The following is an 8,994-nucleotide window of genomic DNA, read 5'->3' on the forward strand; positions in this document are numbered from 1 at the left end:
CAGATGGAGTTTCACAATGTCCCATACCATTTCACAGCACCTCACGGCGCGGGCCAATGAGCGCCGCGCCCAGCGCATCAGCGGCATGCTGGCGCGGGTGACGGTCGCCATGGCCGGGGTTGCCCTGGCGTTGATTGCCGCAACCATCTGCGTGTGGATTGTCGAGGCGCTTGCCGTCGCCCATGTCACCTATGGGGGCGCACAATGACGCCGCGGCACCTGATCAAGTTCGACGAGGATCTGATGCTCGCGCGCGAACTTTACGACGATGTGAAGGGGCAACCACCCTTCCTGCGCCTGGCGCGGATGAAGCAACTGGCGGTGCAGACGGGCGGAGAATGGGATTTGCCGCACGACACGCCCGGTGTTTACGAGCCGATCATCTGTTCGTTCAAACTGGCAGGCGTCCATGTGTTTGCCAAAGACCCGCGCGATCTGCCTGACGAATGGCTGAACGCCACGCAGGACGTGCTCAACCCCACCGACGAGGCAGCATCATGAAAGAACAGCCCCGCCCCCTGTATTGCCGCGTGAACAAAGCGCCCGTGGTGTTCGGCATGTCGACCAGCACGGTCTATCGCCTCGCCCAGCGCGGTGTTCTGAAAATCTACAAGCGCGGCAGCTCGTCCTATCTGAAATGCGCCGAGGTCGCCGCCTATATCGAGGGGACTGCGTGATGGCCCGGAATGCGAATGCAACGCGCGATCAGGATATGCGCGCCCTTGAACTGCTCTACATGACCGAAGTGTGTGGCTGGATCATATCCCACGCGGCCGACGCGCTGGGCATGACCAAGGGCGCCGCGATCGGGATGCGTCAGCGCATCCTGAAGGACGCCGAGAAGCACGACCCTGACGGCAACCAGAACGGCACCATGCCGGAACGGTGGTGGGACCAATGAACAACCACAAAACACCTCCCCACGGCTGGTGGCTGCTGCCCTTCGCGCTGATCGGCGCGGGAATACTGATCTGGATTATTGGAGTGATGTTGTGACCCAGGCATACCCCCTTCAATGGCCCGCGCATGTGTCCCGCACCCGGCCTGCCGCGCGGCGATATTCCCGCTTTGACGTGACACCAGACCGGGCACGGCGTGAGCTGCTGCGCGAGGCCGAATTGATGGGCCGTCATGTGGTCATTTCAACCAATATCGAGCTGCGCCGTGATGGTGAACCCTACGCAAATAGGCGAGCGCCAGAGGATCCCGGTGTCGCGGTCTATTTCATGCGCAAGAAGCAACAAGTCTGCCTCGCCTGCGACAAGCATCCCGAGGTTTGGGAGAACATGCGCGCCATCGGCAAGACGCTGGAAGCCATGCGCGGAATAGAGCGGTGGGGAACATCCGAACTGCTGGACCAAGCGTTCAAAGGCTTCACCGCCCTGCCCCCGCCTGACCAGATGTCACCGATTGTTACCCCGGCCCCGTCGAACTGGTGGGATGTGCTGGGCGTGTCGCCAGACGCTTCATGGGCCGTGATCAAGGGCGCACATCGCGCACTGGTGATGGAGGCAGGCGGCGGAACAGTGGAATTGAACGCCGCCTATGACGCCGCAAGGAAGGAAAAGGGACAATGACCCCCACCATTACCAAACTGCTCGCCTCTGCCAGCGGTGCCAGCGCCGCGTCCCTCGACATGATCGAAAGCGCTCGCGACGGCGAAATTCGCGGGTTCAGCAACGTGGGGGCCGGGGAAACCCTGACCCAACTGGCCGACAGTCTGCGCCTGCTGCTGGACGCCATGGAGGCTGGCGAGGTCTGCATGGGCGAGGACGAGACCCAGCTGCACGGCGCGCTCATTCGTTTTTTGGAGGACCGAGAATGACAGATCGCCCCATCATTTTTTCTGCACCCATGATCCGCGCAATCCTTGAGGGTCGCAAGACGCAGACGCGGCGGGTTATGACGCTATCAAACACCCTCATGAATGGCGATGCATGGTCGACGTATGACCGCGAGCAGACATGGGACTGGGTTGGAGCGTGGGTTGATCCTGGCCCTAGCCCTGCTGGCAATCCAGGTCCGTATCTCAAGCTGCCATTTTTGGCCGGTGATGACGCGACGCTCTCTGGCTGCGTGATGCGGGTCTACCCCAAAATTCAACCTGGCACCCGGCTGTGGGTGCGTGAGGCGCACTACCTGACCGATGACGGTGAAAGCGAATATGCGGTCTACGCCGCCGATCAGGGTGATGTTGATGAGCATCTTGCCAACATGCAAGCCACAATGGCGAGTTGGCCTAACATAGACTGGTCAAAGCACCTTCGCCTTCGCCCCTCGATCCACATGCCCCGCTGGGCGTCACGCCTGACGCTCGTTGTGGACGATGTGCGGGTGCAGCGGTTGCAGGACATCAGCGAGGCGGATGCGATTGCAGAGGGTTGCCCCGGATTTGTGTCTCATGACGGCGAGTACGGAGAACCCCCGCGAGAAGATTTCCACGACCTCTGGAACAGCATCAACGGCCCTGACGCATGGGATGCAAACCCGTGGGTTTTCGCCCTGACCTTCACGCCCCACAACACGAACATAGACCAGATGGAGCAAGACCAATGACGGTAATTTTGAAGCAAGGCGTAACGAAGAAGACGTCGCCACTGATGAACGTTCCGACAAAGGAGAGAAAGCGCCTGATCGCTCGCGAAAGGAAAATTCGCCGCACAGGTCAATGGGGTGAATGGGAGCGTTTAGAAAACCCTCACCGCTTCAAGTCAGGCTGGCTTGGTGAGGTTGACCATGTTCGCCGCAACAGAGTTTTCTCGGTCCTTGTCCGTGATGTCGGCACAGCCATTCACCTTGGCATATCCAGCCTGACCGGCGACCGCCCTTCATTCCATGAAATGCAGCGTATCAAGAACGACTTGGCTGGACCAAACGCAACAGGGGTCGAGGTCTATCCGCCACAAGAAGAACTCGTTGATGATGCCGAAATGTTCCACCTGTGGGTGCTGTTTGCGCCGCTGCCATTCTCTCTTTTCTCAAAGGAGCAAGACCAATGAACCACCGTGAACTCACAATCGCCGCCGCGTGTATTCTCGCGCTGATTGCCACCACCGCCGATGCCGGAGAGTTTAGGCTGAAAACAATCGAGTGGGACAAATGCCGGGAGCCTGAGCCTCAGCCTGAACCGGAACCCCAGCCTGAACCCCAGCCGGAACCTGAACCAGAGCCGGAACCCAAAGACCCTCCGAAGAAGCCAAAGAAGCCAAAGAAAGAGCCGAAGCCGGTCAAGAAGCCCGCGCCGAAAAAACGACTGCCGGAACCGCGCGACAACGGCCCGCGCGTCAAGCCTGCAACCCACGTCACCGTGTCCGTCATGCGGCCGAAGGCGGTTTGGGTTGACGACAAACACGGCATTTTCGGGGGTGGCTGGTCGCGGTCGCTGAAATGCACATCGCCTGTCGGCACGTTCCCCAGCCGCGCCGCCCAGGTTGCTGACTGCAAAAAACGCGCGGGGTGGAAGTGATGAAGGTTTTTAAGCATACATCGTCTGAGCCGGGACTGTGGCGAGGATGGCTCAGGAATGGCCAGAGAGTTGAGATTTCAACCAAAAAATACGGTTGGGATTTCGGCGGTGGCGTCCACATTCACAGCAATGATGCTGACATGGGTGATCGGATGTTGTTCTTGGACTTCTGGCGTCTGACAGTCATTTTGCCGCTCGGAATTGTCGAACACCCATGGCCCGCGATGGATGGCCCGCAGTGGTCGGCATACGCATCCAAAGAGTTCGGTTTGACGTTCCATTGGGGAATGCACCGCAAGTCATTCGATTGGCCGTGGATGCTACACACGCTTCGTTATGAAAAGCAGATGCCCGATGGATCGTGGGCAGACGTGTTTGATTGGGATGCCGAGCCTTACACAGAACAGTATCCATACACTTACACCTTGAAGTATGGAAAGGTGCAGAAAGTCACCGCGACTGTATCAAAGCGTCGTCACGTTCTCTGCCGCCGCGCTTTTAAGCGTCTGGGCTGGCCGCGTTGGAACAAGGAAAGCATTGAAGTCGAATTTTCCGGCGAGGTCGGTGAGCGCAGCGGATCGTGGAAGGGTGGCTGCATTAGCTGCGATTACGACCTGAAACCCGGCGAAACCATGCTGGAATGCCTGCGTCGCATGGAAAGCGAGAGGACATTCGGATGATCCCCACCAACCAGAAGGACCAAATTAATGATTTCCTTTACAGTTGAACACCGCCCCGAAGAAGCAAACCCGGCTGATTTATCGTGGTGTGTTTTGAAACATGGTCGCCCGCATATCTGGTTTCGTCATGAAGTATATGCTGAGGGGTTCGCTATCGTCTCTAATCGAGGCGCAAATATGATCTCCGCTCAGAAATTCGTCAAAGCTATGCCTGACGATCTGAAAGAAGCTGAAGCCTATATCCATAAATTGAAGGACCAAGACGATGACTAATGCAAAAAACGCTTTGACACAAATGTTTGGCTATCAGGTCAGGACTGGGTATGAGATTCAATCTGGCGCTGACACATGCGCACCAACTTTGATATGGGCCGATAGTGACTACGAGGTCGGTGATGGTTTGTGCGGCCTTCACCCTGACCAAAAAGGGGCCAACGAACCATCAATTCCATACGTTCGCTTCGATACTGTGTTGCAACTCACCGCCGAGAACGACCGCCTGAAAGCGCGGGTGGCGGAGTTGGAAGATGCACTAAGCAACGTCATGGGTCACGTTGACACCCCCATCGGTCGTAGACGTCTGCTCCTTGTAGGGCGGCGCCCTGAGTGGCTCACGACTGCCCGCGCCGCCCTCAAGAACAAGGACGCAAGCAATGACTGACAACAAGGCACCTGAACGGATTACCGCATGGATCAACAAGGACGGGTCCACACAATTTGCAGGCGACAAGCTGTTTCCATCCAATGTTGAAGTGGAATATGTCCGCGCCGATCTTCGACCTGTTGTGAAGCCGCTGGGACTGGGACAATATGGACGGCGACGATTGTGATGAACCATACTCTTCACAGGTCGCTGTATGGGTTGATAAAGTCGATTATGAGTATCCTTCAGATACATGGTCTGGTGCATTTAGATCTGAAACATTTAACCCATGCAGCGATTACGCTGTTAACCCGACCCACTGGATGCCCCTACCAGAACCCCCGGAGGGCAGCCATGAGTGATGTGAAGTGGTGCGGATGCTGGCAGCGGGACAGTCAATCGAGGCCGTGGCGCAATACCTGGGCCATTCCAACACCGCGATTACCTATCGGACCTATGCCCGATTCCTGCCAGAACACCTGGCCGATGCGGCTGAAATTTTGAACTTTGATGAAGTGAGGGAAGCGAGATGAATGAAGCAATAAAGACTGTGGTCAAGCCGGGGAAATTCAACGATTCACTAAATTGGATTTATGAAGAAATACAGGCGCGTGAGAGGAGAAAACTCTACCCCCGTGCGATTAGTGTTGCCGCTGAAAATGCAGACCCACCAAACTCAATGATCGACATTCCAAAGAGCTTTACCAGACTCAGAATGGGCCACGCAGCATTCCATGAGGCTAAGGTAGATTCAAAAGCGAACTCCAATACAATGGTCGATTACTGCGACTCGGTAGGCCCCCGACTAAAGATTTTCGGACTAGTTGTCGATCCAACAAGCGATCTTGACCCTTGGGAGCTTGAACTATGCTAAACAGGCTTCGTTGCCGCACTCCGCGCCATAGCGGAAGGGGGTGAGTGATGTTGACTAACTGCAAATCATCAAAATTGGACTTCCGAAAGGGGCGAAAAATCCCCATATGTTCAGAGTGTGGTGGCAGCGTCTCGCTATACCTCGCATCAAAAGAGGTGGTCGCTGTCAGGCCGGAGGCCTCTCGATCAGACTATTGGATAGCGTGTGATGAACCCTCCTGCATTAACAACTATGGCGACTACATGTTTCAGGAGGAGCCAGATTGGGTGATATGGCAACAGCCTGATGACTGCCCTGGCATTCTATGACAGCCTCACCTCGCTGAACCGTTCGGTTTTTTCGTCTACCAGGATCTCGAATTTTGTGCCGCCTTCAGAGATGCGCGTAATGCGAAGTCCATCAGCAACAGCACCACCGTTTGACGCATAGACCACTTTAATTACTGGTTCAGGCTGCGGATCAGGATCAGGCGTGGGTTCGGGGTCCGGGTCTGGTGTCGGATCAGGATTGGGTGCGGGGTCAGGATTTCCAACAGCACCCGGATCAGGTCCGGTCGATGCCGCGTCGATCACGTTATCTGCAATGGTCCAGCCGTCCAGCGCGACCGCGCCCATATCGGTCTGCGTGTCGAAAATACGCTCGGGTTTGCGGTCATGATATTCAGGCGCCCCGTAAAACGCATTGCCCGTCACGACCACATTCTCACTCGCCGGATTTACCCGGATGGTTGGCACCCGCATCATTGACCGGGCGTTGTATTTGTCAAAATGATACGCATTCGCCTCATAGTCCATGTTGGGCGATTGTTCTGAAATCAGGATGTTGCCATGGATTGTCAGGCCCAGAAACTCGCCCGTGGTGATCCCGTGCAGGTGGCAGTTGCGGATGTAGTTGTCCTGAATGACAAAATCCCGATAGAACATCTCGCGTCCGGCGCGTCCGTTGTCGACTTCCTCATTCCGAATGAAAATCGACTGCTGCCACCCACCCATCCCGATGTCCAGAATGTTGTCGCGAATGGTCACACGCTCGCTGGGGACGTTCGTGCCATTGGTCCAGAACTGGATCATGTCGCGATGATCGCCGGGGTTTTTCGTGGCAAGGAAATCGTGGATCCAGTTGTCCGCGATCAGAACATCCTGCACGGCGGCAAAATCCATGCCGTCTGACCGTAGCGAATGAATGTTGTTATTTGTCACGGTCAGGCCCGCCGTATCGGTCATCACGGTGCCGCGATGGAACCATTTGACCTCACAGCCCGTCACGGTCACGTTGCTGCAATGCTCAATGGTCAGGCCGTGACTGGTTGGCGTCCCCTCGTCATTGAACGCACCGAAAAACTGGCAGTTTTCCAGTTTGATATTGGTCGATTTCATGACCTCGATAGACCGCAAATGTTTCGGATCGCCCGACTGGTAAACATGGGTGAATGTCAGATCGCGCAGGGTCATATTGTGGCAGCGCCCGAATTTGACACTGCCGTCGCTGATAGATGTCAGAACCGCCCGGTCATCAGGATCAGCCGACCGGATGACAACCTCGCTGTCATAGCTGGTCATATGCTCGGTGCTATTGTCCAGGCTCACCCGGCCATAGTCACCCGGCGCCAGTACGATCTCATCCCCACCCGATGCAGCCTCGAGTGCCGCCATCAGCTCGGCGTGGGTCGTCACGTTATGTGTTGTCATTTTTCACCTCCCTGGGTCATGCGACCCGGTTCATCCAGAATGTGCTATTCGGCCCGTCGAAAATCACTGTGCCATTGGGACTGGCTGGCACATCATAGGTCGTGTGTGTTCCCGACGCCCCCATGTTCGCCAACGTAAACTCGATATAATCGCCCGCCGTCAGGTTGATCGGACGCGGGGCAATCTCCATCACCCAATAGGCCCAGCCGTCAGAGTTGCGGACGTAGCCTGATCCGCGAAACAGGCCATCCCAGACACCATTTTTGGATACCTGCAATGCCGCCTGCACCCGTGCATGGGGCGAATGATAGGCAACGACAGCGCCGACCTCATAAACGCCGCTCGTGCCAGCGGTCAGGCGCGTGTTGTTTGCGCCAGCCCACGTCACGTCCGTGCCGTAACTGTCTCCCGCCGTGTCCAGCGGGATCAGGAGGGGCGTGTTGGCATAGCTCGTGTCGGTGCTGGATCGGTCCATGAAGCTGTAGACCGAACCGCCGCCGCCGCCACTGCCCTCCAATGTGGTCACGCGGCTATCCAGGCTATCAAAATCGCCCTTGATCGCCGTGATCAGCGCGGCCATGCGCGTTTGCAGCGACATTAGGCAGCGTTCCAGATGGCAACGAGGTCGGTTTCAGGATCGCCAAGCTGCGCCTGTGTATAGACATCGGACGCATTCGCTTTGGTCGCGAGTTGCGCCGTCACGCTCGCAGCATAGTTCGCATCGTCAGCAAGCGCCGCCGCCAGCTCGTTCAGCGTGTCCAGTGCAGCGGGCGCACCGCCGATGAGGGCGTTGACCGCTGCTGCAATCTCGGTGTCGATTTTCGAGGATGACCAGGCCTGCGTTGTATTGGTTGCGCCATCATTGATCGCAACCCCACCGCCTGCCGCGCCATCGGCGGTGGCCTTCACCTCGTTCAGGGCATCAACCAGGTTTGTCGCTGTTGTGTTCAGACCCGACACGTCACCATTGTTCGCGCCGCTGATGAATGTGCGCAGGGATTTTGTTTCGGTCTTGATCGCTGTAACCAGCGCGTTCAGTCGTGTTTGCAAAGACATTTTTCGTGCCTCCTATGAAAATGCAAATAGTGCGGCCAGATCGCCGGGGTCATAGTCGTCAGCGCCAGCCACATAAACGCCATCCGCCCGCATTTCCGCATCATTCCCCGCATCGCCCGAAATCTGCACCGTGGCGGGGGGCGACAGGTCAACGGCACCGAGTTTCAACACGATCTCTGACCGGCCCACATCGACCAGGTGCGGGTCTTGGTTGAAGGGTCGCAGTTTAAGTTTCATCGCGCGTGATCCCCCGCGTGACTTTGACATGGATGGTGTCGGTGTGGCGCTTGCGGCCATCGGGGCTGACCACGAACAGATCCCAAGTCAGTATCTGCCCATGTGGCCATCCCGCGACCTCTGCGGCGGGTGCCTGAACCCGGAATAGGCTAGGGTATGTGGTGACAGTCAGATCCTGCACCAATGCCGCGCCTCTGCTGTCGCGGGCCTGGCTCGTTGCTGTCCAACCGGTCAGGTCGAATGGTTGGTCATCATCAGTGAACGCATCGAACGCATAATCGAAGGTGTCGCCTGTTTTGTGTTCAATCAGAAAGTCCATGCCACCCAAGCCGAAAGAATAAACCGCGCAG

The 8,994-nt window shown here is 56.9% G+C and carries 22 protein-coding genes; 17 read left to right on the forward strand and 5 right to left on the reverse strand.

What is annotated here, in order from left to right:
* Positions 1–16 precede the first annotated feature (16 nt).
* From IE188_RS02940 to IE188_RS16910, 17 genes are all read left to right on the forward strand, one after another.
* A complete protein-coding gene (locus IE188_RS02940; RefSeq protein WP_191284964.1) occupies positions 17–208 on the forward strand; it encodes a hypothetical protein in 192 nt (63 codons plus the stop codon).
* On the forward strand, positions 205–501 hold the full coding sequence (locus IE188_RS02945; RefSeq protein WP_191284965.1) for a hypothetical protein: 297 nt from the start codon (positions 205–207) through the stop codon (positions 499–501). Before IE188_RS02940 ends, IE188_RS02945 begins: the two co-directional genes overlap by 4 nt.
* A complete protein-coding gene (locus tag IE188_RS02950) occupies positions 498–677 on the forward strand; it encodes a helix-turn-helix domain-containing protein (protein ID WP_191284966.1) in 180 nt (59 codons plus the stop codon). Before IE188_RS02945 ends, IE188_RS02950 begins: the two co-directional genes overlap by 4 nt.
* Positions 677–901 (forward strand): hypothetical protein, encoded by a 225-nt coding sequence (locus tag IE188_RS02955; RefSeq protein WP_191284967.1) that lies wholly within the window; start codon positions 677–679, stop codon positions 899–901. The genes IE188_RS02950 and IE188_RS02955 overlap by 1 nt, the downstream gene beginning before the upstream one ends.
* A gap of 91 nt (positions 902–992) precedes the next feature.
* Positions 993–1,577, forward strand: a complete 585-nt coding sequence (locus tag IE188_RS02960; protein WP_191284968.1) for a J domain-containing protein — start codon at positions 993–995, stop codon at positions 1,575–1,577.
* A complete protein-coding gene (locus IE188_RS02965; protein WP_191284969.1) occupies positions 1,574–1,825 on the forward strand; it encodes a hypothetical protein in 252 nt (83 codons plus the stop codon). The genes IE188_RS02960 and IE188_RS02965 overlap by 4 nt, the downstream gene beginning before the upstream one ends.
* Positions 1,822–2,556 carry a hypothetical protein gene (locus IE188_RS02970; RefSeq protein ID WP_191284970.1) on the forward strand — a complete coding sequence of 245 codons (735 nt, stop codon included), beginning with the start codon at positions 1,822–1,824 and terminating at the stop codon, positions 2,554–2,556. The genes IE188_RS02965 and IE188_RS02970 overlap by 4 nt, the downstream gene beginning before the upstream one ends.
* Entirely contained in the window at positions 2,553–2,999 is a 447-nt protein-coding gene (locus IE188_RS02975) for a DUF7694 domain-containing protein (protein ID WP_191284971.1), read from the forward strand. Before IE188_RS02970 ends, IE188_RS02975 begins: the two co-directional genes overlap by 4 nt.
* On the forward strand, positions 2,996–3,466 hold the full coding sequence (locus IE188_RS02980; protein ID WP_191284972.1) for a hypothetical protein: 471 nt from the start codon (positions 2,996–2,998) through the stop codon (positions 3,464–3,466). The genes IE188_RS02975 and IE188_RS02980 overlap by 4 nt, the downstream gene beginning before the upstream one ends.
* Positions 3,466–4,146: a hypothetical protein gene (locus IE188_RS02985; protein WP_191284973.1), complete on the forward strand. Its 681-nt coding sequence runs from the start codon at positions 3,466–3,468 to the stop codon at positions 4,144–4,146. The genes IE188_RS02980 and IE188_RS02985 overlap by 1 nt, the downstream gene beginning before the upstream one ends.
* A gap of 27 nt (positions 4,147–4,173) precedes the next feature.
* Positions 4,174–4,419, forward strand: a complete 246-nt coding sequence (locus IE188_RS02990; RefSeq protein WP_191284974.1) for a hypothetical protein — start codon at positions 4,174–4,176, stop codon at positions 4,417–4,419.
* Complete coding sequence (locus IE188_RS02995) at positions 4,412–4,807, forward strand: hypothetical protein (protein WP_191284975.1); 396 nt, start codon at positions 4,412–4,414, stop codon at positions 4,805–4,807. The genes IE188_RS02990 and IE188_RS02995 overlap by 8 nt, the downstream gene beginning before the upstream one ends.
* On the forward strand, positions 4,800–4,976 hold the full coding sequence (locus tag IE188_RS03000) for a hypothetical protein (protein ID WP_191284976.1): 177 nt from the start codon (positions 4,800–4,802) through the stop codon (positions 4,974–4,976). The genes IE188_RS02995 and IE188_RS03000 overlap by 8 nt, the downstream gene beginning before the upstream one ends.
* Positions 4,957–5,151, forward strand: coding sequence for a DUF551 domain-containing protein (locus IE188_RS16875; RefSeq protein ID WP_191284977.1), 195 nt, complete (start codon positions 4,957–4,959; stop codon positions 5,149–5,151). The genes IE188_RS03000 and IE188_RS16875 overlap by 20 nt, the downstream gene beginning before the upstream one ends.
* A gap of 15 nt (positions 5,152–5,166) precedes the next feature.
* Positions 5,167–5,322, forward strand: coding sequence for a hypothetical protein (locus IE188_RS03010; protein ID WP_191284978.1), 156 nt, complete (start codon positions 5,167–5,169; stop codon positions 5,320–5,322).
* Positions 5,319–5,663, forward strand: coding sequence for a hypothetical protein (locus IE188_RS03015; RefSeq protein ID WP_191284979.1), 345 nt, complete (start codon positions 5,319–5,321; stop codon positions 5,661–5,663). The genes IE188_RS03010 and IE188_RS03015 overlap by 4 nt, the downstream gene beginning before the upstream one ends.
* A 47-nt stretch (positions 5,664–5,710) precedes the next feature.
* Positions 5,711–5,971, forward strand: a complete 261-nt coding sequence (locus tag IE188_RS16910) for a hypothetical protein (protein ID WP_456057513.1) — start codon at positions 5,711–5,713, stop codon at positions 5,969–5,971.
* Here IE188_RS16910 and IE188_RS03020 read toward each other — a convergent pair.
* The 5 genes from IE188_RS03020 to IE188_RS03040 are packed head-to-tail and all read right to left on the reverse strand — an operon-like array spanning position 5,966 to position 8,963.
* On the reverse strand, positions 5,966–7,351 hold the full coding sequence (locus tag IE188_RS03020; protein WP_191284980.1) for a right-handed parallel beta-helix repeat-containing protein: 1,386 nt from the start codon (positions 7,349–7,351) through the stop codon (positions 5,966–5,968). The two genes, IE188_RS16910 and IE188_RS03020, sit on opposite strands and share 6 nt — an antisense overlap.
* 16 nt (positions 7,352–7,367) lie before the next feature.
* Positions 7,368–7,949 (reverse strand): hypothetical protein, encoded by a 582-nt coding sequence (locus IE188_RS03025; protein ID WP_191284981.1) that lies wholly within the window; start codon positions 7,947–7,949, stop codon positions 7,368–7,370.
* Complete coding sequence (locus IE188_RS03030; protein WP_191284982.1) at positions 7,949–8,407, reverse strand: hypothetical protein; 459 nt, start codon at positions 8,405–8,407, stop codon at positions 7,949–7,951. Before IE188_RS03030 ends, IE188_RS03025 begins: the two co-directional genes overlap by 1 nt.
* Positions 8,408–8,419: 12 nt before the next feature.
* The gene (locus tag IE188_RS03035) at positions 8,420–8,644 is read right to left on the reverse strand and encodes a hypothetical protein (RefSeq protein ID WP_191284983.1); all 225 of its coding nucleotides are present in this window, start codon (positions 8,642–8,644) and stop codon (positions 8,420–8,422) included.
* Positions 8,634–8,963 carry a hypothetical protein gene (locus IE188_RS03040; protein WP_191284984.1) on the reverse strand — a complete coding sequence of 110 codons (330 nt, stop codon included), beginning with the start codon at positions 8,961–8,963 and terminating at the stop codon, positions 8,634–8,636. The genes IE188_RS03035 and IE188_RS03040 overlap by 11 nt, the downstream gene beginning before the upstream one ends.
* Between the last annotated feature and the right edge of the window lie 31 nt (positions 8,964–8,994).

Origin of the sequence: Aliiroseovarius zhejiangensis (genome assembly GCF_014656375.1) — a bacterium.
Taxonomy (GTDB): Bacteria; Pseudomonadota; Alphaproteobacteria; order Rhodobacterales; family Rhodobacteraceae; genus Aliiroseovarius; species Aliiroseovarius zhejiangensis.

What these genes read in the sequence shown, in the direction of transcription:
- IE188_RS02940 (WP_191284964.1), top strand. Translation starts at nt 17, where the DNA reads ATGTCCCATACCATTTCACAGCACCTCACGGCGCGGGCCAATGAGCGC.
- IE188_RS02945 (WP_191284965.1), top strand. Translation starts at nt 205, where the DNA reads ATGACGCCGCGGCACCTGATCAAGTTCGACGAGGATCTGATGCTCGCG.
- IE188_RS02950 (WP_191284966.1), top strand. Translation starts at nt 498, where the DNA reads ATGAAAGAACAGCCCCGCCCCCTGTATTGCCGCGTGAACAAAGCGCCC.
- IE188_RS02955 (WP_191284967.1), top strand. Translation starts at nt 677, where the DNA reads ATGGCCCGGAATGCGAATGCAACGCGCGATCAGGATATGCGCGCCCTT.
- IE188_RS02965 (WP_191284969.1), top strand. Translation starts at nt 1,574, where the DNA reads ATGACCCCCACCATTACCAAACTGCTCGCCTCTGCCAGCGGTGCCAGC.
- IE188_RS02970 (WP_191284970.1), top strand. Translation starts at nt 1,822, where the DNA reads ATGACAGATCGCCCCATCATTTTTTCTGCACCCATGATCCGCGCAATC.
- IE188_RS02975 (WP_191284971.1), top strand. Translation starts at nt 2,553, where the DNA reads ATGACGGTAATTTTGAAGCAAGGCGTAACGAAGAAGACGTCGCCACTG.
- IE188_RS02980 (WP_191284972.1), top strand. Translation starts at nt 2,996, where the DNA reads ATGAACCACCGTGAACTCACAATCGCCGCCGCGTGTATTCTCGCGCTG.
- IE188_RS02985 (WP_191284973.1), top strand. Translation starts at nt 3,466, where the DNA reads ATGAAGGTTTTTAAGCATACATCGTCTGAGCCGGGACTGTGGCGAGGA.
- IE188_RS02990 (WP_191284974.1), top strand. Translation starts at nt 4,174, where the DNA reads ATGATTTCCTTTACAGTTGAACACCGCCCCGAAGAAGCAAACCCGGCT.
- IE188_RS02995 (WP_191284975.1), top strand. Translation starts at nt 4,412, where the DNA reads ATGACTAATGCAAAAAACGCTTTGACACAAATGTTTGGCTATCAGGTC.
- IE188_RS03000 (WP_191284976.1), top strand. Translation starts at nt 4,800, where the DNA reads ATGACTGACAACAAGGCACCTGAACGGATTACCGCATGGATCAACAAG.
- IE188_RS16875 (WP_191284977.1), top strand. Translation starts at nt 4,957, where the DNA reads ATGGACGGCGACGATTGTGATGAACCATACTCTTCACAGGTCGCTGTA.
- IE188_RS03010 (WP_191284978.1), top strand. Translation starts at nt 5,167, where the DNA reads ATGCTGGCAGCGGGACAGTCAATCGAGGCCGTGGCGCAATACCTGGGC.
- IE188_RS03015 (WP_191284979.1), top strand. Translation starts at nt 5,319, where the DNA reads ATGAATGAAGCAATAAAGACTGTGGTCAAGCCGGGGAAATTCAACGAT.
- IE188_RS16910 (WP_456057513.1), top strand. Translation starts at nt 5,711, where the DNA reads ATGTTGACTAACTGCAAATCATCAAAATTGGACTTCCGAAAGGGGCGA.
- IE188_RS03020 (WP_191284980.1), bottom strand. Translation starts at nt 7,351, where the DNA reads ATGACAACACATAACGTGACGACCCACGCCGAGCTGATGGCGGCACTC.
- IE188_RS03025 (WP_191284981.1), bottom strand. Translation starts at nt 7,949, where the DNA reads ATGTCGCTGCAAACGCGCATGGCCGCGCTGATCACGGCGATCAAGGGC.
- IE188_RS03030 (WP_191284982.1), bottom strand. Translation starts at nt 8,407, where the DNA reads ATGTCTTTGCAAACACGACTGAACGCGCTGGTTACAGCGATCAAGACC.
- IE188_RS03035 (WP_191284983.1), bottom strand. Translation starts at nt 8,644, where the DNA reads ATGAAACTTAAACTGCGACCCTTCAACCAAGACCCGCACCTGGTCGAT.
- IE188_RS03040 (WP_191284984.1), bottom strand. Translation starts at nt 8,963, where the DNA reads ATGGACTTTCTGATTGAACACAAAACAGGCGACACCTTCGATTATGCG.